General features: G+C 42.7%; 16 protein-coding genes and 2 pseudogenes. 14 read left to right on the top strand and 4 right to left on the bottom strand.

Translation table 11 applies throughout. The annotated features are described in order from the left end of the window. Window positions 1–134: 134 nt before the first annotated feature. A pseudogene (locus FD12_RS14315) lies at window positions 135–356 on the top strand (DUF5776 domain-containing protein); the annotation flags it as partial. 15 nt (window positions 357–371) lie between these two features. After that, entirely contained in the window at window positions 372–602 is a 231-nt protein-coding gene (locus tag FD12_RS14095; RefSeq protein ID WP_191981162.1) for a DUF5776 domain-containing protein, read from the top strand. Window positions 603–696: 94 nt separating this feature from the next. Here FD12_RS14095 and FD12_RS12230 read toward each other — a convergent pair whose 3' ends face one another. Beyond that, window positions 697–2,283, bottom strand: coding sequence for a DUF5776 domain-containing protein (locus FD12_RS12230; protein WP_054746894.1), 1,587 nt, complete (start codon window positions 2,281–2,283; stop codon window positions 697–699). A 619-nt stretch (window positions 2,284–2,902) separates the two neighbouring features. On the opposite strand from FD12_RS12230, the gene FD12_RS13935 reads away from it, so the two are divergent. Further along, a complete protein-coding gene (locus tag FD12_RS13935) occupies window positions 2,903–5,194 on the top strand; it encodes a DUF5776 domain-containing protein (protein WP_056983338.1) in 2,292 nt (763 codons plus the stop codon). A 51-nt stretch (window positions 5,195–5,245) separates the two neighbouring features. Further along, on the top strand, window positions 5,246–5,527 hold the full coding sequence (locus FD12_RS12220) for a DUF5776 domain-containing protein (protein ID WP_225427345.1): 282 nt from the start codon (window positions 5,246–5,248) through the stop codon (window positions 5,525–5,527). Between the two features lie 63 nt (window positions 5,528–5,590). On the opposite strand, the gene FD12_RS13930 is transcribed toward FD12_RS12220, so the two are convergent. Next, complete coding sequence (locus FD12_RS13930) at window positions 5,591–5,731, bottom strand: hypothetical protein (protein ID WP_225427347.1); 141 nt, start codon at window positions 5,729–5,731, stop codon at window positions 5,591–5,593. A gap of 190 nt (window positions 5,732–5,921) precedes the next feature. On the opposite strand from FD12_RS13930, the gene FD12_RS13925 reads away from it, so the two are divergent. From FD12_RS13925 to FD12_RS12170, 9 genes and pseudogenes are all read left to right on the top strand, one after another. After that, window positions 5,922–7,778 carry a DUF5776 domain-containing protein gene (locus tag FD12_RS13925; RefSeq protein WP_056983337.1) on the top strand — a complete coding sequence of 619 codons (1,857 nt, stop codon included), beginning with the start codon at window positions 5,922–5,924 and terminating at the stop codon, window positions 7,776–7,778. A 184-nt stretch (window positions 7,779–7,962) separates the two neighbouring features. Then, window positions 7,963–10,035, top strand: coding sequence for a DUF5776 domain-containing protein (locus tag FD12_RS12210; RefSeq protein ID WP_056983336.1), 2,073 nt, complete (start codon window positions 7,963–7,965; stop codon window positions 10,033–10,035). A 958-nt stretch (window positions 10,036–10,993) separates the two neighbouring features. After that, window positions 10,994–11,632: pseudogene (locus FD12_RS14445) on the top strand (DUF5776 domain-containing protein); the annotation flags it as partial. A gap of 123 nt (window positions 11,633–11,755) precedes the next feature. Next, window positions 11,756–12,616, top strand: a complete 861-nt coding sequence (locus FD12_RS12200; protein ID WP_056983334.1) for a homocysteine S-methyltransferase family protein — start codon at window positions 11,756–11,758, stop codon at window positions 12,614–12,616. A gap of 328 nt (window positions 12,617–12,944) precedes the next feature. After that, complete coding sequence (locus tag FD12_RS12195) at window positions 12,945–14,315, top strand: glycoside-pentoside-hexuronide (GPH):cation symporter (RefSeq protein ID WP_056983333.1); 1,371 nt, start codon at window positions 12,945–12,947, stop codon at window positions 14,313–14,315. A 34-nt stretch (window positions 14,316–14,349) separates the two neighbouring features. After that, a complete protein-coding gene (locus FD12_RS12190) occupies window positions 14,350–16,320 on the top strand; it encodes a glycoside hydrolase family 127 protein (RefSeq protein WP_056983332.1) in 1,971 nt (656 codons plus the stop codon). A gap of 680 nt (window positions 16,321–17,000) precedes the next feature. Next, window positions 17,001–17,849 carry a MucBP domain-containing protein gene (locus FD12_RS12180; protein ID WP_162258729.1) on the top strand — a complete coding sequence of 283 codons (849 nt, stop codon included), beginning with the start codon at window positions 17,001–17,003 and terminating at the stop codon, window positions 17,847–17,849. 349 nt (window positions 17,850–18,198) lie between these two features. Beyond that, window positions 18,199–18,930, top strand: a complete 732-nt coding sequence (locus tag FD12_RS12175) for a hypothetical protein (protein ID WP_054746868.1) — start codon at window positions 18,199–18,201, stop codon at window positions 18,928–18,930. A gap of 740 nt (window positions 18,931–19,670) precedes the next feature. After that, window positions 19,671–20,969: an O-acetylhomoserine aminocarboxypropyltransferase/cysteine synthase family protein gene (locus FD12_RS12170; RefSeq protein ID WP_146986096.1), complete on the top strand. Its 1,299-nt coding sequence runs from the start codon at window positions 19,671–19,673 to the stop codon at window positions 20,967–20,969. Window positions 20,970–21,181: 212 nt separating this feature from the next. On the opposite strand, the gene FD12_RS14110 is transcribed toward FD12_RS12170, so the two are convergent. After that, entirely contained in the window at window positions 21,182–21,397 is a 216-nt protein-coding gene (locus tag FD12_RS14110) for a toxin-antitoxin system HicB family antitoxin (protein WP_371862799.1), read from the bottom strand. A 71-nt stretch (window positions 21,398–21,468) separates the two neighbouring features. Then, window positions 21,469–21,891 (bottom strand): IS200/IS605 family transposase, encoded by a 423-nt coding sequence (gene tnpA, locus FD12_RS12165; RefSeq protein ID WP_054746864.1) that lies wholly within the window; start codon window positions 21,889–21,891, stop codon window positions 21,469–21,471. A 98-nt stretch (window positions 21,892–21,989) separates the two neighbouring features. Between tnpA and FD12_RS12160 the strand changes: the two genes are divergently transcribed. Next, entirely contained in the window at window positions 21,990–23,252 is a 1,263-nt protein-coding gene (locus FD12_RS12160) for an RNA-guided endonuclease InsQ/TnpB family protein (protein ID WP_056983329.1), read from the top strand. The last annotated feature ends 507 nt before the right edge of the window (window positions 23,253–23,759 follow it).

Below are 23,759 nucleotides of genomic sequence, written 5' to 3'. Positions count from 1 at the left end.
TGGTCGTTTTAGCGTTTTTAGCACTATTACTTAAGAGATTTTAGACAGCTTCTAAGAAATCCAAGAACGGTAATCTTCGTTACCAAGTTCGAGACGTTAATCATCTAACCAAGAACCGTCACCTAAAGGGCTACATTACTGCTAAATATTCATTTGTACGGCCAGTTTACTACCAGTCAACTCATAAGGTATTAACGGTCATTAATCCCAAGGGCGTTAACGGTTACAAGAATGTTAACTTAACTGGTAAGATTAAGAATTATCGTCAAGGTACAAAACTTAGGGTTTACAAGGTAGTTCATCATAATCTTACGACTCGGTATGTCTTAAAGAATGGTCAGTACATTACCGGTAATCGGAAATTAGTTAATATGAATAAACAGAAGCAGCCGAAATATGCCATTGCTCGAAAAGCCATTAATCGTTACGAAACAGTCAACTTAACCAAACGTAATCGGCACATCAAGCGAGGCACAAAGCTGTTGATCAAGAATTATGATTTCTCACGGGGCAATAGTGTTACTAAACATGGTACAATGCGGCTCCACGTTAAGGGTGGTTACATCACTGCTAACAAGCGGTTAGTCAAAATAGTTTACTAATCGTTTTTAATCGAAAAAATACCGTCAAAGTTAAAGCATTCAGCTCTAACATTGACGGTATTTTGATTTGGTGCCGTAATTGTTTTACTCGAAATTAATAGTTTCCTTGGATGATTAGTTTCTTATTAGCAGTAATGTAGTAACCATTGCTTAGTTGATAACGGGTGGTTAAGTTGTGTTTAACGATCTTCTTAACTGTTAAACGAGCGCTCTTCTTGTAGTGCTTGGCCTTGTTAGTCAAGCTAGCATTCTTATAAGCGTTGACACCCTTCTTAGCGATTACCGTGACCTTTTTATTCTTTGGCATTGATGAGTAGTAAACTTTCACGACGTAATGCTTATTGGCAGTAATGTATCCTCGCTTATTAGCGGTCTTAGTACCATGATTAACATCCTTTACCTTGTAACGTAAGGTGCCGTTCTTAGTGTGGGCATAGCCGGTAACAACAAACATTGGTCGGTTAACCCGCTTTGCTTTAGGATACTTAGCAAGTCGTTGGTTCTTATTGAAGGTAGCGTTCTTGTACAGGTAGATACTCTTGGTAGCGTAGACTACTGTTCCTTTGGCTGGTAGATTGGAGATTGATGAAGTAGTCGTAGCTGGTTTGTTTGGTTCCGTAGTCGTGGAACCGCTGTTGCCAGTTGTTGAACTGCTTGAATTGCTCGATGAACTATTCGCGTTAGTAGAATTGCTGCCATTGGTCGATGGGACAACAATTGTGCCAGAACCGCCACCACCGTTGTTAGGGGTGACAGGCGATGTTTTAGCTGGAATTTTCACATTAAACGTGTGGGTAATGGTTTGATCAACTCCACTAGTAACGGTGAAGCTCAGCGTTTTGCCGGCTTCGGCAGCGTTGTCTAAACCGGTAATTTTACCGGTTGAATCAATCTTAACGTTAGCATCCCCACCAGCCCAAGTTGGTTCGATATAACCGGTTTGATTAAGTTGTAAAGTCTTGGCACCGGATGGGGCAGTGATTGAGCTTGTAGTGGTGGAATCTGTGATGGCAGTTGGGTTACCAGCGTCAAAAGCATATGAGTAACTAAAGTTGGGTGTGTATTTACCGTCATTGCTGAAGAATGCGTAATATGTCCCAGTCAGATCAGTTCTGCTTGCAACAGGTGTGATCTTTACAACAAGCACATCTCCAGATTTAAGAGTGGAAATTCCGGAGATAGAACTATCTTTAGGGTCAATTTGCAGATTATTATTAGAAACAAATTCGCCGTTTGGATCATATTCTTTGGCCTGAGTAGTTATTGCATCAGTGTAAGGGTATATGGTACCGTTCTTAAATACCTGGCCGTTGCTTGGATATAAGAGTAGTGAATCAACAGTTAAAGTTTTGCCAGCATATTCAGGTGAATCTGTATTATCGGTTGTTAATTGAACAGATTTTATGATAGGAGCTGGTTGAGTTAACGAATTAGTTTTATTGTAAAAGTTGCTGTCAACATAATCTGTCATTAAGGTTCCATTCTCAGCATCCGGAATTGTTCCCCAAAACTGGAGCCACCATTGAGTAGCTGCCTTATCGCCGATGTTTAAAGTTGCTTCAGCAGCATAAGCAGTCGGAACTGGTCCACCCACTATTGGTGTAATGGTCACTGCAATTCCAGCTGTGGTAAAGGCTAAAAGACCGGCATATAAAAATGGAAGTATTTTTGATTTCTTCATATGATAATCCCCCTCAAATTAATTTTATGTTAGGCCATAGTAACTAAGCTTGTTAAAAGATCCCCCAACTTGGCAACTAATAACCATGCTTAAATTATAAACTACTTTTTGGGCCATTGAAACAAAAGTGTAAGGGTTTTACTGTCATTCTTGTAATGAAACATTTTCATAGAAAATTAAAACTGTCGCCGTCGAAGCATTTAGCGATAACGTAGACGGCTTTTAGCTGGTTTAGTAATTACTTCACTCTAAATTGATACTTTCCTTGGACATCAATTCCTTGTTGTTAACAGTAATGGGCATAATGTCATGTGTAGCAAGAAATTAGTTCTTCGAAGTAATTGCTAAAGTGAATATGTGACGGTAATCAGATGATATTTGACCATTAATTCATCATTTTCTAATCGGTATTTTCCAACATTTTATAACCGTTGCTGACATAATTAACTTTAAAAACAAAAAATATACGTAAATGAACATTTTTTTACTTAATATAAATGCGTAATGCTATAATAAAAATATCATGATAAGGTTAACGGATATGTGTAGTAATCATATTACGATAACGTTATTGGATGGTGTAATTCGGACTAATTATATTCTGTGGGGGAGTGAGCATATGATTAAAAATAAACATGGTTTTAAAAAAACGAAAAGGGAAAAAGGGTTCCAGAATAGAAAACAATTCATAAAGAAATTTTCTATTTCTCTGGGCGTTAGTGCAGGAATTCTACTTGCACCAGCTGTTTTAGGAGCTCAAGGGGGCAGTGGTCCGCTAGTAGGCAATCAAATAACTGCCTTGGCGGATGATGATTCAGGGACACTGATTAATGTTAATAAAGACAACTTTAATCAATATTTTACTGAACCATCAGGGAATAATAACACGGCTAAATACGATCCAAATACTGGCATTATTAACATGGTTCAAGATGATTCACCAAAATGGACGGCTCAGGCTGGAATGTCTTTACTGAATGGTGTAATTGATATGTCTAAGAATTTTTCGATGCAAGGGGATATTGAAATCACTCCCGGCTTTGGTGGCACTACATACAGTGATGGGGTGCTATTTGCTTTTCGTCCGGGAGATCCAACCCAAATTGGGAATCCCGGCTCAGGAATGGGGGTTGGTGGTATCCCTAACGCATTCGGGGTTACTTTAGATACCGCATATTATGCGTTCGACGAGGCTGGAAGAAGTGAAAAGGATCCTGGCACGCCATCTAATCCTTATGTTTCTTTCTTTCGAAATATTGAGCGCCCAGATTTTACTACCCATAATGCAGCGGATATTTTACCAACTTCTGATTGGGTCAAGCATTTACTTTCAGACAGTAATAGTCCACAAGGGTTAAGCTATAATGATTTCGGAAATGGTAAATGGATTCATTTTAATATTAGCCTCAAGAACAAAGTCATGACTTATACATTTACAACTGATGCAGCTGATGGTTCTCGAACTTATACAGCTACGCATGATTTTTCCGAGCAAATTTCTGATGAAAATCCTAATATGAGCTTGGCCATTTCTTCTGGGGCTCAATCGTCTCAAGCTAATGTCAACGTTAAGATTGATTCATTAACATTTTCTGCTCAAGGGGTTGTCAATGTTGAATATCTTGATGAGGATACCAACGACAAAATTGCTGATACGCAGACTTTAAATGGTTCGTTAACAGACACCGCAACCATTGATCCTACTGAAATCCAAACGTTGAAAGACAAAGGTTACCGGCTGGTAAAAGTCGAAGCTCCTGCCGGCTACAACTATGACACTGCAACTTTACCGTTTGGTGGCACTGATGCTAAATCCAGCATTCCGTTTGATGATGTCCTCCAACAGGTTAAGTATTACTTTAAGAAGGATGCCGCAACACCAATGACGGTGAATGTTATTCACGAGGATGCAGATAATGGCAATAAAGTCATTGGGAAGACTGATACAATTACTGGTAATTTTGGCGATACTAAGGCAGTTCCAAGCCAGTCAATCTCCGGATACACACCAGCTAGTTCGAATCCGACATCATTTAGGTTAGGGACTTTGGACAAGGATGGCACCACTCAAGAGACAATCGTTTTGTACTACCACAAGTCCACGCCGGCAACTGGTGGGGGTTCATCAAGCACGACGACTCAGCCAACTCAACCTACTAACAACCAGTGGGCACCAACTACCAGCCAAACACCAGCCACCCCAACCGCCAGCGATGGTACTGTTGCCAAGAAGGGTGAAGCAGTCTATTCCTTGAAGAAAATTTACATGTACAAGAATAATACCTTCAAGAAATCAGAACGGATCGCTAGTTATGCCAAGAAGCCGCGGGTGAACCGACCAATGTTTGTCGTGGCTGATTATGCCCGTTCGCAACAGGGTAAATTACGGTATGTGGTCAGAGATGTTAACCACCACAGCAAAACTTACGGCAAGCAAGGCGTGATCACGGCTAATTGGAGTTATGTCCGCCCAGTTTATTATCAGAGTTCTCATAAGACGCTGACGGTTATCAATCCACGTGGAATTAACGAATATAAGAATAAGGACTTAACTGGGAAGGTTCGAAATTATAAACAGGGCACCCAGCTCAAAGTTAAAGGGTTTGTTAATCACAACCTAACAACTCGCTATCTTTTGAGTAACGGCCATTATGTCACTGGTAATCGTAAACTGGTGATTGCTGGTAAATACAAACAGCCTAAGCAAATTAAGGTTAAGAAGTCGCTTTATCGCTATAACGATGCTAACTTTGACAAACGAATCAACAAGATCAAGAGGGGGACCGTACTAACTGTTAAGAAATGGGATTATTCACATCAATATTCAACCAGTAACTTTGGTGCTAAACGATATCAAGTGGCTGGTGGGTATGTAACGGCAAATAATAAATATGTGGAAGTAGTTAAATAGTGTATGAAATAAAAGGATCAGTCAAAACATAAGGGCTGATCTTTTTGTTGTGTGCTAGTCAGCAAGACAGGCTACGTCACCGCCAACCGGAAGTTCGTGGTCAACATCTACTACAAGACGATGCCAAAGAACAAGAAGATTACGGTGATTGCCAAGAAGGGTGTTAACTCTTACAAGAATGCCAACTTGACTCAGAAGTCCAAGCATTTCAAGAAGGGTACCCGTTTAACAGTTAAGAAGATCGTTAAGCATAACTTGACTACTCGTTACCAATTGAGTAATGGTCATTATGTCACTGCTAATAAGAAACTTGTTATTCAAGGTAATTACTAAAAGTAGTGCAAAATAAAACTTCGAGGATTTTGATTCCCTGAAGTTTTATTTTGCACTTTTTGATTACCAAGTTGCGGTATCTGGATTGGTAGCCAAGCCAAATTTGCCGTGGAAACCATTAATCATCTTCATATCGGTATTTGATAATTTAAAGTCAAAAATATCAGCATTTTTATATTTGTAGTTACTAATCAGGTAGGACATCGGGGTGAAAATTCGGAGAGGGATGTATTGAAATGGGCAGAAAGTGATTGGCGTGTTCAGAAAAATATATATAACTATACATTTATGTTGACTCGGAGATTGGAACATCATACAATCGAGTTATAAAAACGATTACAAATTTTTGGGGAAGGGTAATTGTTTTTTTGACAATTTAAAAAGGGGGATACAAATGATGAGAGAAAAAGGTACTAAGTATAAACATTTAGTTCGAGATTTGTTAATGATTGTATCAATTGTTTTTGTTGGAATGGTATATTTCGGAAATCAAAGGGCTTCAGCTGATGAAAATCCGGTTGATCTGAATGGCTTGCATACTACTATTTGGTATACCGCAAACGGTAACAATACACCGTTATTCTCACTTGCGTCCAGTGATGGTGTTTCTCAAAGCCTGGACACTATGAACCTGGATAAGTATAAGGATCTAATCGTACATTACACAGCAAAAAACGAGACCGGTAGCACTCAATCCGTCGAACCCTCGTTGACGCTTCCGCTATTCTATGGTGATTTGAGTGAGAATGACGGGATTGTACCAGGGCTAACTTTTGATACTAGCCGAGCAAGTGAATTAACAACTTCTGTAGAAGGTAATGAGAGTGGCGACAAATTCAATACTTATTATAAGGGTAGCGGGGATTATACTGATCAGCTACCCTCTACTCCATTGCAAGTAATTTGGATGGCCAAAGAGCTTTGGACCTATACCTCTCTCGCAAATAATGCAACTGTTTCAATATCTGTTCCGTTAAAACCAACCCAAGAATACGATTGGGCTAATCCTAGTAAGCTGCCGCTTGCTGTGGTTTCGGATATGTTCTATTATAGCAATAGTATTCAAGGATACCAAAGCAGGGCGGTTTGGTTGAGACTATATAGATCACTTGTGGTTCAAGATTTCCAGACGGCTGATTATAATACCTTAGTTGGCACTGCAAAACGAAATGGTATCGTCAAGTTATTTAAAGACTTTGCGGGTGACAAAACGCAGGCGAACCCCCAAAATATGCTTCCCGTTGAAGTTACCGATCATACCCAAGCAACGGTTGATTCAATTACGCCAACTGATACTGCCGGAGAATATACGGTAACGTATACTTTTGATGGCGTGACAAAATCAGTTACGGCAACCACTGTTGATAAATCCTACATTGATGCCAAAAACTTCACAGTTGGGTATGGTAGTGATTGGGCTTCACAAGAATTTAATGGCTTAACAACCCATAAGGATGCCAATGGTAATGGTGTCACACCATTAAGCAAAGATGTTACTGTGTCAATCAAGCTCAATGGGCAAGCTGTAGGTAAAGTTGATACAAGCAAAGCTGGATCCGTTTACGATGTCACTTACACTGCTGGTGGCGCATCAAAGACAATTCAAGTAACGGTTGGCCCTCAGGGGAATACACCTAGCAACAATGGTGGTGGATCGAGTTCAAATACGACACCAAATACCACTAACAACGGCAACTCTACCAACAACCCAGTCGGCAATGGTAACTTCAATAACGGCTCTACCACTACGCAACCAGCCGTACCAAATTACGCTGCCAAGGAAGGCACTGCAGTATATGCCACCAAAGGCATTTACCTGTACAAGAATGCCAACTTCAAGAAGAGCCAGCGGATTGCTAAATATCCAAAGGCCAAGCGAGTTAACCGCCCAATGTTTGTGGTAACCGGCTATGCTCGTTCAAGTAATGGCACTTTGAGATATAAAGTTCGTGATGTCAACCATGGCAAGAAGACCGCAAATAAAGTCGGTTACATCACTGCTAGTCGCAAGTACGTCGTTAACGTTTACTACAAGACAATGCCAAAGAACAAGCAGATTACGGTGATTTCCAAGAAAGGCGTTCATGCTTACAAGAACGTTAACTTAACTGGGAAAGCTAAGACCTACAAGAATGGCAAGCATCTTCAGGTTAAGAAGATTGTTAAGCACAACTTGACCACTCGTTATCAATTGAGTAACGGTTATTATGTAACAGGAAATAAGAAATTAGTTATTCAAGGTAACTATTAATAAATATATATGTGAAACAAAGGTCGGAGTACATCTCCGGCTTTTTGTTTTCAAAAAATGACTGTATTCCAGCTTGAACATATCGAGCGGAAGCGTATTCATACAATGTTATATATGTTAATATATAAATAACTGGTGCAATGAATTATGGGGAGCACCAAAAAATATTTTGAGGGGTGTTTATATGAATGTCAAAATACATCAAAAGTTGAAAAATGTACTTAAAGTTGCATTGCTTTCAGCTACATTTTTCGCAGTGGGAGTTACAGCTACTAACACCGGCGCTAACGCTGACGACGTTAGTCCAGCAATTTATAATTCTCCAAACGGGCAAAAGGGTTCAACTGTTACAGGAAACTTCAGTGAAGCTGAATATTTTACCCTTGGGGCAGATAAGTCCAACAATTTGAGTCAAATGAATCCGAGTGATGGGTGGTCAGCTAGTAAGACTACTTCAATTATTGATGCAGGCAAGTATTTAACTTTATCACAATCTACCAATGATCCGGTTCTATACTTGCACTATGCCATCACTAACACTAGCGATGCCGATCAGGAAGTTCATCGTATTGTTACCTTACCATATGGTCTAGCTGGTAATACGGCATTCTCTAATTTGTTTAGTAGGCAGCTTTCTTCCCAAGTCGTTTATGGCGGTACCACACCGGTTCAACTAAAGTTAAGCTCCAATGGCGGAAGTACAAATGATTCCTCATTCGTAGTTCAATATGCCTATGATGCTGATTATGGAAGTTCAGAATTTCTCCCAAGTCATTCCAGACAAATTGTTGATCTCGCAATTGACGGTACATTACATGGTAAGCAGACGATGAGCATAGATATACCACTGAAAATCGTTAAGAATTCAGATGATGTATTAACCGCTGGCCCAATAACATCTGTTGATGATATTCCAAATAATGGTTATTCAACAACTAGTCCGAGTGCGGTCCTAGTTTATGATACTGACAATCAGCATTTGTATATTGCTTCTATGTTTGTTTTGCTAGCTCAATATCAAAATATAACAACAACCACATCTAACAAGTACTTGGTATCCTATAAGAATGCGGACGGAAGTTATTCAGTTGCAAACGATCTTGAAAGTTTGTTACCCGGCATCAAAGATAGTCACGGGTTATCAATTGCCGACTTTGGGCAAGACGTTCATACGTCAGCTGCCAATGATACCTATCTATACTCTGGCGGTCAATATTCCGTCAACACTGACAATGTGATTGGTACTAATGGCAAGAACCTTACAACAATGGCAACTGAAAATGGGTATAAGTTACCGTCTAAAGTTCTTGATTTTAGTTGGGATTACAAACCGAGTGCGGATATTGCACAACTTATGAATAAAAATGGGCTTGGCAATATTAACATTCCGGTTATTAAGATTATTGATGCGAACGATGTAACCATTAAGCAAGGTGATACTTGGAATGCCAAGGATCACGTAAAGATTCTGGATGACAATGGCAATGTTGTTTCAAATCCCGACGTTAAGGTTGTGAGTGATAACGTTAATCCAAATGTACCGGCCAACAATTACAAAGTAACTTATAGTTATAAATCTGGCGACACGACATTTACGAAGACGATTAATGTTACGGTTCTTGGGAAGTACAATCCAACGCCAACACCAAATAATAATGGCGGTGGTTCAAGTTCAACAACCACTCCAACTACCAACAGCAACTCTACGAACAACCCTGTCGGCAACGGTAACTTCAACAATGGCTCTACCACATCACAACCAGCCGTTCCAAATTACGCTGCTGTCAAAGGTTCAGCCGTATATGCTACCAAAGGCATCTACATGTACAAGAATGCTAACTTCAAGAAGAGTCAACGGATTGCTAAATATCCAAAGGCCAAGCGAGTTAACCGCCCAATGTTTGTGGTAACCGGCTATGCCCGTTCAACCAATGGCACTTTGAGATATAAAGTTCGTGATGTCAACCATGGCAAGAAGACGGCTAACAAAGTTGGTTATATAACTGCTAATCGGGAGTTCGTGGTTAACGTCTACTACAAGACGATGCCAAAGAACAAGAAGATTACGGTGATTGCCAACAAGGGTGTTAACTCGTATAAGAATACCAACTTGACTAAGAAGTCCAAGCATTTCAAGAAAGGTACTCATCTCACCGTTAAGAAGATCGTTAAGCACAATTTGACCACGCGTTATCAATTAAGTAATGGTCATTATGTAACAGGTAACAAGAAGTTAGTGATTCAAGGCAACTACTAAAGTGACTAATAATTGAAAGTTTTCGAGAAAGTGGTTCATCACTGTTTGATGGGCCACTTTTTTGATAAGACTCTTCAACGGACTTTATTTTATTGATAATTTTGAAATAATATAAATATTCCAGTTCCGTAATTGACATTGGCAATTTAGATATAGATAATATAACTGTAGGGAACTATTAACGGTGGTTACTTAAAATTTGGGGGACAATTATTTTTTGTTCCCATCCTGAGGGGGAATTCAAATGAAGAAGATACTGAGGTTTGCTAAAATTATTGCCATGTCAGTGAGTGTCATATGGGGAGCTGTTCTTTTTGGTAACGTTTTAACAGCCAATGCGGATGACACTGCAACAGAGACTGTTAATATTGTTGATACCAATGGTAACACCCTAAGAGCGCCGCAAACGATTCCAGTGGGGGACGGCAAGAATCCAATTAATGTCAATATTTCAGGGTATGATCCCGCGGAGACATTAGAGAAAATAGACACCACTTTCGTTTATCCGTCTGGATCAGATACCCCGAGTGGAACTATAACGTTTACGATAGATGATGATAAACAAGTTGCTCATATCACCGTATCGAGTGGCGACGAATCACATGATGGCGGCTACCAAACAAAGGATGACATCGAAAAGACCTTGGGGGTGAAGTTACGGACAATAAATGAAGGTCTGGCTAAGTCTATGGATAAAACTGGTGGTGTCTATTTTTATACTCCAGGGGAAATCCCTGAATTAACCTTGAAAAATCTTAAAAAAGCAATATTTACCGTTACCTACAAAGGTGCGACTATACCTGTTGAATATGTTGACAGTAATGGAACTGTCGTGGGAAATGATACCATTACCGGAATTATTGGCAAAACGGGAAGTTACACGCCAATTGCTCCAAAGGGGTATCAGCTGGTCGACACTAAAACGATTGCTTACGATATCGCAAAGATTACTAATCCAACGATTAAAATTCCAGTAACTGCAAAAGCACCAGTAGTACCAAGTCCGGGAGGCGGCAGTTCAACCATTGTCACCCCAACTACACCAGTAACGCCAACACCATCGAACCCGACCCCTAAGCCGACGCCTCAGCCTGCAGAGCCAACAATTCCTAACTATGCTGCCAAGAAAGGTGCCGCAGTTTACGCAATCAAAGGCATTTACCTTTATCGAAGCGCTAACTTTACCAAGAGTCGTCAACTTGCCAAGTATCCTAAAGTAAAACGGGTTAACCGACCAATGTTTGTTGTCACCGATTATGCTCGTTCAAACGGCGGTGCCCTGCGCTACAAGGTGCGGGATGTTAACCATGGCAGTAAGACCGCTGGTAAAGTTGGTTACATTACGGCCAATTCCAAATTTGTAGTGCCGGTTTATTATCAGTCATTGCCTAAGAACAAGAAGATCACCATTATCAATAAGCGTGGTGTGAATGCTTATAAGAATGCCAATTTGACTGGCAAAGTTAAACACTATCAAAAGGGTGCTCGCCTTACAGTTAAGAAGATCGTTAAGCATAATTTGACCACGCGTTACCAACTAAGTAATGGTCATTATGTCACTGGTAACAAGAAGTTAGTGATTCAAGGCAACTACTAAAGTGACTAAATCAATGATCCTCGATGGCAAACCGTCGAGGATTTTTTATGCCAATCAATGTGTTAATATTAATTTTGAATCAGAAGAAAGTAGTGGCTGAATCTAAATTGGGGATGAATGCTAATGGTGCTTCATTTCAATCAACTGAAATCACCGTTGTTATTTGACGGTGCGATGGGGACGATGCTTCTAAGCGCGGCACCAGCAATTGAGCAACCAGTCACATTTACTAATTTGACACATCCTGAGCTGGTGCGGCAAATTCATCAAGCATACGTGGCTGCTGGGTGTGATATTGTCACCACCAATACGTTTCAATTGCACCAAATTGAATTCACGCCTGCTCAAGTGGCCCAAGTGATCGCTGCTGGAATTAAACTCGCCAAATCTGCTCATCCCAAATGGGTGGCTTACGATATGGGACCGGTAAACGACCCCCGGGCACAGCTAACGCCCAGTCAACAAGCCGGCCTATTCAAACAACAAGCCCAATTGGCGGAGAAGGGGCAGGTTGATTTCATTTTGATTGAAACAATGACCGACCTTCAGGAAGCGCAATTAGCGGTGAAGGCCGTTCGAGAAACTACCCGGCTGCCAGTCGCCGTCACCTTTAGCTTTCAATCCAATGGGCGACTTCCAACCGGCGAAGATGCCGAAACGGTCACTCGATTTTTACAAAGGTTGCCGATCAACGCTTTGGGTCTGAATTGTGGCTTTGGCCCTGTTCCAACCAGGCAACTGTTGGAAGATGTGCTGATGGCAAGTCGGGTGCCGGTGATTGTTCAACCGAACACCGGGATTCCGATTGATGTGACTAAAAATCCGGCCCAACTCATTCAACCAATGACTTTTGCGGCAGAAATGGGTGAGATGCTGGATCGTGGGGTTCAATTGATTGGAAGTTGTTGTGAATCGACGCCGACAATTACCCGTGAGTTAAGAAAGCAAATTGATCAGTTTAACCTGAGATCATCATTGACTTGAAGTCAAAATAAGAGTGGCTCATCAACGTTTAGCGTGTTGGTGAGTCACTCTTATTTTGATGCCTTCAATCACCTCGCAAGCAAATGACCCTGACGGCTTTTCGGGTCAACAGTTCAAAAGGTTTTAGCTAATTCACTGTAAAAATCACAAAAAAGTCACAAAAAGATTTCGTTGCTTACAAATCCCTAGTAATCGGTCACAATGCCACTCTGGCAAGGCCTTCCCCATCAACAAACGGTTGAAACATTTTGGAATCAGACCTATAATATTTATATTTTTATGATACAAAAAACTCAGCGATTTATATCGGTGAATGGAGGATTTTTTAATGGAACTTACTGAAGAGAAAGATGATGCAAACGCTAAACTACCAGTTTTTGAGAAGGTTAGCTACGCATTCACGGACATGGCAGGTAATTTATTGTATGTTAGTATGTCCAGTTACATTTTATACTTTTACACTGACGTTTTTGCCATCCCCGTTTCCAGTGCCGGCATGATTATTTTACTGGCCTGTATCGTGGACGCAGTCAGTGCCATCTTTTGGGGCTCAATCGTGGACCACACTCATACCAAATGGGGGCAAAGCCGACCGTATTTTCTGTGGCTGGCGGTTCCGTTCGCGGTGACCACCTTTTTGGCCTTTACTGCGCCTAACTTGAGTGGCACTGCCAAGCTGTTGTATGCGGGGATCACCTACATCCTGGCAGCCGGCGTCATTTATACGGGGATCCAAACGACGATCTCAGCCGTTTTACCCAACTTGACATTAAACGCCAGCGAACGAATCGGCGCCAACTCATTTCGAATGGTTGGCAGCCTGATCGGTTCCTTTGTAACTAGCACGTTCACGTTGCCATTGGTTGCCATCTTAGGCAAAGGCAATGACAAGGTCGGCTTCATGATTACAATTGCCCTATTTGGCGTTGCAGCGGTGGTCCTACTGCTCACCGCCTTCAAAAATATGCGTGAACGCGTTCCAGTAAGCACCAAATCGATTTCATTGAAGCAAAGTATGAAAGCCACCGTTGGTAACATTCCTTGGTTCCTATTAGTGGTATCGTTCTCAACATTTTGGATCGCCCAATCTGATCGGAATAGTTTCTCAACTTATTATGCTAAATACAATCTCGGTAATCCCGAATTAGCGGCCGTTTTCAATGGCCTTCAAGTTCTTGGGATCATCTCAAGTATTTCCATTCCATTTATTGTTAAAGTAACCAACAAGACGGCTACAATGCTGATCGGTTTGGCGATTGGGGCGGTCGGTCAAGCCATGATGGCCATGGTTGGCGGTAACTTTGCTTTGGTCATCGTTTCATGGTGTGTTGGCGTGATCGGGTCAGCTTTGGCCATGTCGATGCCGTTCGCAATGCTTGCGGATACGGTGGATTATGGTGAGTGGAAGAGTGGCATTCGAGCAGCCGGCTTTCTAACCGCCGTCGGGAGTGCCTTCTGTATCCAGTTGGGATCAGGCTTTGGGAGCTTCATTCCATCTAAGATTCTTGATGCGGCTGGTTTCGTTGCCCACCAGCAACAGACTGCCCATGCCTCTGCTGCCATTAGTTTTTGCTTCATTTGGCTGCCAGTCATTATCTACGCCATCGTGGGCTTTATCATGGTATTTTATTTCAAATATGAGAAAATGGAACCACAGATCAAAGCAGAACTGCTGCAGAGAGCTGAAGCACGTGACTGATAAGTCAAATTAACTAAGGCAAGGTGGTTATACGATGAAGTTTAATACCCAGTACACGGTTAAAAATGTGAAGATTACGTCTGATTTCTGGAACGAATTCCGGGAACGGGTTGTCAACGAAGCCATTCCGTATATGTGGGATGTGCTCAATGACAATGCGGGGATCAGTGTTGCCGAAGATCCGCAGAATAGCGGGCTCGACCAGAATAGCCACGCAATTGAGAATTTGAAGATTGCCGCTGGCCGGTCAAAGGGCAAACATTATGGTTATCCTTTCCAAGACACTGATACTTACAAGTGGCTTGAAGCGGCTGCCTATTCCTTCCGATATCATCCCAATCCCGACCTTAAAAAGATTACCGATGGGTTGGTGGATTTGATTGCCGACGCGCAAGAAGATGATGGTTACTTATCAACCTTCTTCCAGATTGAGGCCCCTGAACGCAAATTCAAACGCCTGCAACAATCTCATGAGTTGTATACGATGGGCCATTATATTGAAGCTGGGGTGGCCTATTATGAGGCAACCGGCAATCAGAAGTCTTTGGATATTGCAACCCGCATGGCAGACTGTATTGACCGTCACTTTGGTTTGGCAGATGGCAAAATTCCCGGCTATGATGGTCACCCAGAAATTGAGTTGGCGTTGGCCAGATTGTATGAGTTGACCGGCGAACAACGTTACATGGATTTGGCTCATTATTTCCTGAAGCAACGTGGGGTTGACCCACAGTTTTTCGCAAAACAAATTAAAGCTGACGGCGACACACCGGATCGGGATGTGATTCCGGGGATGCGCGATTTCCCACTCAGTTATTATCAAGCCGCCGAACCGGTTAAAGACCAACAGTACGCAGATGGTCATGCTGTGCGGGTCGTTTATCTTTGTACCGGGATGGCTTATGTTGCCCGTTATACGGGTGACAAGGATCTCCTAGCTGCCTGCAAACGGTTCTGGGCCGACATTGTCAAACGGCGAATGTATATCACTGGTAATATTGGCTCCACAACGACTGGGGAAGCCTTTACCTATGATTATGATTTACCAAACGACACCGATTATGGGGAAACTTGCGCTTCGGTTGGAATGTCGTTTTTTGCTCGTCAGATGTTGAATATTGAAGCCAAGGGCGAGTACGGCGATGTCTTAGAAAAAGAGATCTTCAACGGTACAATTAGTGGAATGGCTTTAGATGGTCGTCATTTCTACTATGTTAACCCGCTGGAGGCTGACCCTGAAGCATCGAAGGGCAACCCGGGCAAGAGTCATGTGTTGACTCACCGGGCCTCCTGGTTTGGGGTAGCCTGCTGCCCAACCAATTTGGCACGGTTAATTGCTTCTTTAGATCAGTATATTTACACGGTGATTGATGGCACGATTTTGTCGAATCAATTTATTGCGAACGATGCCGAGTTTGAAAATGGCGTCACGATCTCCCAGACCAATCATTTCCCATGGGATGGCGACATTCATTATGATATTCAGAATCCAACCGATACTCCTGTGAAGGTTGGCATTCGAATTCCAGCCTGGAGTCAGGATAAATTTGATGTCCAAGTCAGCCAAAGTGGTCAAGAGGGTCAACTGGAAGATGGCTTTATTTACTTCACCGTTAAGGATTCATTGAAGATTGATTTAACCCTTGATATGGGCGTTAAATTCATGCGCGCCAGCAACCGGGTTAGTGCTGATTTTGGCAAAGTTGCCGTTCAGCGTGGCCCAATGATCTATTGTGCCGAGGAAGCTGACAATGACAAGCCACTGTGGATTTACCAAGTCGACCCCAAGGCAAAGCCAAGTTACAAGTACGAAAGTGACCTGCTGAAGGGCGTGGGGACGATCACCGTCAAAGCTGCTAAGCCGGCATTGGCGTCTTCTGATGCGCCACTTTATGCGCCTGAGGAAACGGCCCCTAAAGCAGAGCCAACCGAATTAAAGCTGGTTCCATATTATGCCTGGGCTAATCGCAAAGATGGTCAGATGCGCGTGTGGTTGAACAAGTGATGGTGCCATGAAGTCGCTGGACTAAATGGTTATTTGAAAATTTTTAAATTAGATAAACACTCTCATATTTAACGTGAAGTGGGATCAGAAGATGGTTCCTACTTGACGTGAATACGGGGGTGTTTTGACTTTGTTTGACGCCTACAATTACAGGCAAATAAATTGCTGAAAATGCGTAAATATAGGATAATATCCTAGTAATCAAAAGCATGTTGATTCTAGAATGATTCTGTGCGGGGGCGCAAATCATTTGGAATTTGCTGGCTTGACTGCTAGTCGCTTGAATGGGTTTAGGACAGCTCCGTAAAGCAGAAACTCCCACCTAAGCACCTTCTGCAAAAATCCCAGAAACGGGGATTTCTGCAGAAGGAGACTTAGGCTCCAGTTTCTAACCGCTTTACTCTGCTCACTCATTTTAGGACAACTTCTCCAAGCAGAGATCTGCATGTAAGCACCTCAAACAAAAATTCCCAAAACCGGAATTTCCGTTCGAGGAGCCTTACACTCCGATCTCTAACCGCTTGGATCCGCTCACTTGTATTAGGACAGCTCCGTAAAGCAGAAGTCTGCGTGTAAGCACCTCTAAGAAAAATTCCAAGAACAGGAATTTTCCTCAGAGGAGCCTTACACTCCGACTTCTAACCGCTTTACTACGCTCACTGGGGGAAGAGACTATGAATATGAAATTAATACAATCCGTTGATTTTAAAAACGATGAAAATTGGCTGGAAACGAGTAGGGGACGCGCGTACAATGGTGATCATGGTGCTTGGATTAGTGATGACCTATTTGCGGGTCGGCCAACGTTACGCAACATCACCGAGCCCCGCCACGCAACTATTCACTTTGTGGACGTGCACGGTCGTCAACTTGGCAAGTCCAAACTGATTGTCGGCACAACCGGCAGTAGATTACGATTCCAGCCACCTGAGTTCACGGGATATACAGCAGTGGCGGATCAAGTTGAGGGGGTATTTGAGATAGATAAAGAGAAAAATGACTTTAAGGTGATTTATCGGAAAAATGTCGCAACCGATCAATTGCGAGTTCATTATCAAAGCTTCACTTGGAATGGAACTGCCCCAGCAAGCTTTCGGGTATACGTTCCAGCTGTTTTTAATGTGCCGAGTGATTGGAAAAAAGTCCGGGGTGAGATTCATACCTATGAGGTTGCCGCAGATTATTTAGCAGGCGTCACTGCTAATGCAGGTAAGCACGATCTTCGGCTGGCACCAAAGGGTTTGGAAGCACTTAAGAAAGCCAATTTGGACCTGGCGTTTTATGATTGCCTGCCAGCAATTGGGACCCTCAATATTTGGCCGAAGTTAACCGTGGCCTATGTGGATCAGAGCAGTGGCAAAGAAGTCGCCCAACATGTGAGTGATGACCACCACGCTGCCAAATCCGGTCGCTACTATGTGGACGTTCCGGAAGGTTATGACTTGGCAGATGGGCAACCCAATTTTGTCGACTATCCAATAACCGCTAATGAACCGAAAGCCATTGTAAAAGTAAACCAATTAGATTAACAAATAAGCTTCTCGAATTGGATTGTCCGCATGTGGGCATTCATGAATTCGGGAAGCTTTTTAAATTGTGGCTTAATTTGTCACACTAATTTAATACATTTGCGTCTGAATTGCCCTTAAACAATAGTTCCTAAAGGGTTATAATTGTAAGCATATGGAATTAGTATTTGGGTTACATCTTCTAACCGCTTTGCTTAGCTCACTGCTTTAGGACAGCTCCTCCAAGCAATAATCTGCATATAAGCACCTTCTGCAAAAATCCCCAAAACCAGGATTTCTGCAGAAGGAGACTTATATTTCGATTATTCCCGCTTGGATCCGCTCACTACTTTTTACGGAGGAATTACATATGAAGGAAACTATTCAGAAATCACTTTTCGTTTCACTTGCAGCGCTTGGATTGTTTACCGCTGTTACCACGACTAACGCCGGTGCCAGCGCCAAGAAGACTTATCCCCACATTACGATGAATCGGGTATTGGACACCAATCCTTATAATCGGAACGTCAACTTTACCGGGACTAACGCCCTTTATAACAAAGTTGGAACGTTGAAGGGTGCCCGCGTCGTTGCCACTAAGACGACCGTTAAGGCGATTGCCAATTCAACTAACTCCAAGGACAACTTGCGAGCATACCGCGTTGCCAAAACCAGCAAGGGATCCGTTTATTACAAAGTGATCTCATTTGACGGGAACTACCGTGGCTGGGTATACGGTGGCAAGAGTACGCAATCATTTGGCGGTGGTCTTGAAAGTTACACGACCTTCACTGAAGGCACTTTGACCGACAGTCAGAAGACTACCTTGTATCGGATTGCCAATCCCGGCATTGCCAACGATGGCAAATCCGCAACCTATTCACAACCTCACTTCACGCAGTACACGTTGAACCATGACGATCGCCAAGTTGATAACACGACAACTTATGGCGATGCCCGCTTCCATATCGACCAGATCGGAACTCGGACTCGTGAAGGCGACACTTGGGTTCATATTGTTGCCACCGACCCTGCCTACACAGTTGCCAACGGCTGGATTATGTTGGCTGGCTTAACAGCTGCTTCTCCAGTTACCAACTAACACTGAGCATCGCTAGCACTGCTAAGGCAAACTGATTCAAATTAAATTCAAAAGCACATGAAAAAATCATCTCTACTCATTTCTGAATAGGGATGATTTTTATTTTCTTGATTACTTCGGAATATAGTCTTCATCAAAGTACTTTTCACTGACTTTCTTGGCCGTGCCGTCCTTTTGAATCTTCATGATGGCGACGTTAATTTGCTTTAGTAGCTCGGCAATCTTTCAAAGCAACTATTTGGGTAGGGCCGCTTTTTACGAGAGACTGTTTCCATTCCATTTTCAAAAAATACATTGACAAGCTTAACAGCCTGTATTAGGATTTAACATAACTCAAAAGTTAGACGTTGATGAGAAGAGTAGCTGATTTATTAGAATTAAAAGAGACCGCCGGCTGGTGAGAAGGCGGATTCGATCGATTAGTGAAGATGAGCTCGTAGTCATGTGGCAAGTGAAAGCTTAACACACGGGTGGAGTGCGATACGACTCCGGATATACCTTTCGAGGTGTGTCTTTGAGGTCACCATGTGCAATTGTGGTGATAATACTGGGTGGTACCGCGGTAATCGTCCCTGTTTGGAGGAATCTGAACAGGGATTTTTTTGTCGACTGAAATAAGGAGGCCTGCAGCATGTTACAAATTATCGCTCACTATCGGCATGCCGGTGGCGTCGCGTTGATGTGTCAAAATTAAGTGAATCAAATCTGTAAGATGAGTAATTAAATGAATTAAAAAAAGGATGATAAAATTGGCAGATAATCAATTCGACACACAACGACTTCACGCAGGTTACGATCCAAAAGAACATTTAAATTCACCATTGCCGCCAATCTATCAAACGGCTGCGTTTGCTCTCGGCGATACCGATGAGGCTGAACAGGTTGCGGAAGGGAGTAAGGAAGGCTTTACCTACTCACGGGTGGCCAACCCAACCGTGCGGGCATTTGAGAATCGGATTGCGGCTTTGGATGGCGGGATTGACGCTGTTGCAGTGGGGTCCGGCATGGCGGCCGTCAGTTATGCGCTGTTAAACGTCGCTGAAGGTGGTGGCCGAATTATTGCGCCGACGAATCTGTACGGGGCCAGCATCGATGAATTCCAATCAATCTTTCCCAAATTTGGCATTCACATCGACTTTGTGGATGATATCAATGATTTCGCCACCGTCAAATCACTGATCAAGGCTGACACCAAAGCCATTTTTGTGGAAAGTGTCGCCAATCCCAGCACCGACATTGCCGATATCGAGAATCTGGCAACCATTGCCCATGAGGCCGGGATTCCGTTGATCGTGGATAACACCTTCCCAACGCCATACCTGTTCCGGCCATTTGATTTTGGCGCCGACATTGATGTCTATTCTTCAACTAAGGCGATCAATGGACATGGAAATGTGGTGTCCGGGATTATTGTCGACCACGGCCAGTTTGACTGGGGCAATGGCAAGTTCCCTCAGTTTACCGAGAATGAATTTACCCTTGAAACGGCGGATGGTCAGCCCGTGAGCTTCAACGAAAAGTTTGGCTCGGCTGCGTTTATTTCCCGGGTCCGGATCAAATACTTGCGACTGTTTGGGTCGGTCATGAGCCCATTTGATGCGTACCTGGCGCTATTAGGAGTGGAAACCATCACTGAACGGTTGGATAAAGAGGTTAGCAACGCGACGGCCATTGCCAAATATTTGAAGGCCGAACCCCACGTCAAGAAGTTGTACTATGCCGGAATCGACCAAGAAAATCCGTTGGTCAAAAAATACTTCCCAATGGGCATCGGCGCGATCTTATCGTTCGAAGTAGATGGTACTGAAAAACAAGTAGACGCAATTTTGAACCATGTTAAAGTCTTTACATATCTGCCGAACGTTGGTGATGTTCGTTCCCTTATCGTCAATCCGGTCAAGATTACTCATAGAGAAATTCCAGCCAGCTTGCGGGAACAACATGGCCTGAATACGCGGGTGATTCGCTTGTCGGTTGGCTTGGAAGATGTTGACGACTTGATTGGGGATTTGAAACAGGCAATTGTTTCGGCGTTTTAGGGCAAGAGATTGGGAAAGGCGATTTGATCCCAGAATTTAAGTGAAAAAAGTAATACATTCTGGTTTTGGAATGCATTACTTTTTTTGCTTAAATGGCGGGGATCAGCCGTTTGTCGCAAGTTTTATCAATATGAGAAGGGAAAGCCAAGTTGCTTTTATAAACACTTTGTTGACTAATCTTAGATTGTTTGTCGTGATCTTTTCCGCTAAGGTTATTGGCGTCTGCCGTCCATCGCAGATCTCATTACGTTAGCCGTGTTATGTTCCAGCAGTGCGACCACGTATTGATTTAAGCTGACATTTTCCTCTTTGGCAAGCACCGTCAGTTCCTTATGAAGCGATTTTGGCATTCTCAGCGTAATCCGGCCGGAAAACGATTCATCTACCGGTTCTGGTATCTCAATTCCGTCTTTGAGGCAAGTTTTAATGAAAGGATTCGCAGAAATCTCCTGGTTTTAAACAGGTAGATGAATGCACAAACTAACACCGAAAGGTGTTATCAGCGTTGATTATCGATATAGTGTTCAACAACTTCCCTGCTCATGTTGCCAAGCGTGCTCATGTAGTAGCTGTGTGACCATAAATGGCCACCCCAAAACTTTTGGGCTTTTACTTCCGGGTGCTTCTCAAAGAACAGGCGCGCAGAGCCACCCTTGAAAGCTTTGACAATATTGGTTGGCGCGTATTTAGGCTTAAAACTAATCAACATGTGAACGTGGTCCGGCATAACTTCCATTCGTTCAATGGTCACCTCATTCAGATCGGCAATTCGTTGCAAAATTGATTTCATGTCGGTAACTAATTGTGAGGTTGTGAATGCGGGGTGCCGATATTTAGTTACCCAGATTAAATGAAAATGAAAATTGTAAACATAGTTGCGTTCGTAAATAGCTTCATCTAAACGCTGCTTTTTATTACTCATGTGACAACCTTCTTCCTGCCGATTTATCAGCAATGTTATCCCTAAACGTTTTCTCATGTGTTATCATTAGAGTAACATGTTTAGGAGGTGAAATCTACATGAGTCAAACAATGGCGCAGTTGCCGTATCATTATGGGGTTAAAGTCCGCGTTTTCCCATCCAATCAGCAAAAGCAGTTAATCAAACGTAACAGTGACGCAAGTCGTTTTATTTATAACGAAATGAATGGCATGAATCGCGAACTATATCAGTTGAAACAGGTTAAGATCCCGATTGGGATCGTCCAGCAACGCATCCAAACGCTTGAACAGCGGTTGAAAAGGCCGGCAACTGGCATCTCGAATATCCATGGCTGGTTGAATAATAATGATTTGGATAGTCTGATGAAAGCCAATGCAATCCAAAATTACCGAAGTGCCTGGAAAATGTTCCATAAGGTTCATCAATCGGGCACGCCGATTTTCCATCGTAAACGAACCGAGCAAAAGTATCAAACTTCCTGTCTGTATCCAGGAAAAGTGAAGTCTCCCAGCGTGACTAATGGGAGTGTCCGCCTTTTGGATTACCAACATATTCAGATTCCTAAACTCGGTCGATTGCGTTTTCGAGGAATACCGGCGAAAATATTGGCCAAAAAGAACGAGATTCGGATTGGAACCGTGACGATTTCAATGGATGCCACGGGTCGCTATTACGTTTCATTGCAACTAGCTTCGAAACAGCCTTTCGTTGTCCAAACGGTGAGGAAAACGCAGATGACCATCGGCATTGACCTCAATACGGACAACTTTCTCACGGATTCCAATGGCAACGTCATTGCCAACCCCCATTACTATCGAACAGTCAAAGGTAAACTGGCCAAGGCCCAACGTAAGTTATCCCGGCGAGCCTTGCGCGCCAAGAAAGAACACCGACAACTGCGCGATGCCAAGAATTATCAAAAGCAACGTATGATAGTGGCTGATATTCAGCACAAGGTCGCTAACCGCCGTAACAATTTTCTGCATCTCATCTCAACTACACTGATCAAGAACCACGATCTGGTGGTTGCGGAGGAGTTGCGTAGTAAAAATCTGTTACGAAATCACGCATTAGCAATGAGTATCAGTGATGTTGGTTGGCGAACATTTTTAGGCATGTTGACTTATAAAGCGGATCTGTATGGCAAAAACTTTATCACCGTCAATCCCCGCAATACCACCCAAACATGTCATAATTGTGGCTTCATTATGGGGAGTCATGACACTCATAAACTTACACTCGCCGATCGTGAATGGACTTGTCCAGCCTGTCATCAATCCCATATTCGAGACCATAATGCCGCCCAAAATATTTTAGCAAGGGGTATCATATCCCGATAATAAACTTTGTCCGTCTGGCAACCTGCGGACACTAAAGGCTTTGGTAATTAGCACGTAAGACCTGCTTGTAGGCAACCGCTGTATCTAAGCAAATTGTGGTCGTGACACCGTGAAGTGTTATTCTCACAAGCTCCTGAATTTATTCAGGAGTGGTTGACAGGTTTCATTTCATTACGCCTCGCTTTTCAATTCATCCAAGATTTCAATCGCTAATTTGATCTGATAACTTTTCAAAATGCCGTGGTCAGAGAAGGTTGTTGGGTATTAGCCTATTTAGGGTAATGGTGTTCAATATCGCATCGTATGTAGTGTCAGTTTAGCATAATGGCATATTGGTTGCGACTAATATGTAATTATGGAAAATGAGGGGGATTTGATTTATTTTTTTGAAATTCATGGGTGCTACAAAAGTCAAAAATCGCTATAAAAAATCGCCAGATTAGCAAAGTATGACTAGTCTGACGATTTTTCTTTTAAAATTAATTTTCGGTTATTCTGCTGTATAGA

It is taken from the genome of Lentilactobacillus rapi DSM 19907 = JCM 15042 (assembly GCF_001436255.1).
GTDB lineage: Bacteria > Bacillota > Bacilli > Lactobacillales > Lactobacillaceae > Lentilactobacillus > Lentilactobacillus rapi.
The sequence above is the reverse complement of the archived record's forward strand: the minus strand, read 5'-3'. Positions and strand labels throughout refer to the sequence as shown.

What these genes read in the sequence shown, in the direction of transcription:
- FD12_RS14095 (WP_191981162.1), top strand. Translation starts at nt 372, where the DNA reads ATGAATAAACAGAAGCAGCCGAAATATGCCATTGCTCGAAAAGCCATT.
- FD12_RS12230 (WP_054746894.1), bottom strand. Translation starts at nt 2,283, where the DNA reads ATGAAGAAATCAAAAATACTTCCATTTTTATATGCCGGTCTTTTAGCC.
- FD12_RS13935 (WP_056983338.1), top strand. Translation starts at nt 2,903, where the DNA reads ATGATTAAAAATAAACATGGTTTTAAAAAAACGAAAAGGGAAAAAGGG.
- FD12_RS13930 (WP_225427347.1), bottom strand. Translation starts at nt 5,731, where the DNA reads ATGTCCTACCTGATTAGTAACTACAAATATAAAAATGCTGATATTTTT.
- FD12_RS13925 (WP_056983337.1), top strand. Translation starts at nt 5,922, where the DNA reads ATGATGAGAGAAAAAGGTACTAAGTATAAACATTTAGTTCGAGATTTG.
- FD12_RS12210 (WP_056983336.1), top strand. Translation starts at nt 7,963, where the DNA reads ATGAATGTCAAAATACATCAAAAGTTGAAAAATGTACTTAAAGTTGCA.
- FD12_RS12200 (WP_056983334.1), top strand. Translation starts at nt 11,756, where the DNA reads ATGGTGCTTCATTTCAATCAACTGAAATCACCGTTGTTATTTGACGGT.
- FD12_RS12195 (WP_056983333.1), top strand. Translation starts at nt 12,945, where the DNA reads ATGGAACTTACTGAAGAGAAAGATGATGCAAACGCTAAACTACCAGTT.
- FD12_RS12190 (WP_056983332.1), top strand. Translation starts at nt 14,350, where the DNA reads ATGAAGTTTAATACCCAGTACACGGTTAAAAATGTGAAGATTACGTCT.
- FD12_RS12180 (WP_162258729.1), top strand. Translation starts at nt 17,001, where the DNA reads ATGAAATTAATACAATCCGTTGATTTTAAAAACGATGAAAATTGGCTG.
- FD12_RS12175 (WP_054746868.1), top strand. Translation starts at nt 18,199, where the DNA reads ATGAAGGAAACTATTCAGAAATCACTTTTCGTTTCACTTGCAGCGCTT.
- FD12_RS12170 (WP_146986096.1), top strand. Translation starts at nt 19,671, where the DNA reads ATGATAAAATTGGCAGATAATCAATTCGACACACAACGACTTCACGCA.
- tnpA (WP_054746864.1), bottom strand. Translation starts at nt 21,891, where the DNA reads ATGAGTAATAAAAAGCAGCGTTTAGATGAAGCTATTTACGAACGCAAC.
- FD12_RS12160 (WP_056983329.1), top strand. Translation starts at nt 21,990, where the DNA reads ATGAGTCAAACAATGGCGCAGTTGCCGTATCATTATGGGGTTAAAGTC.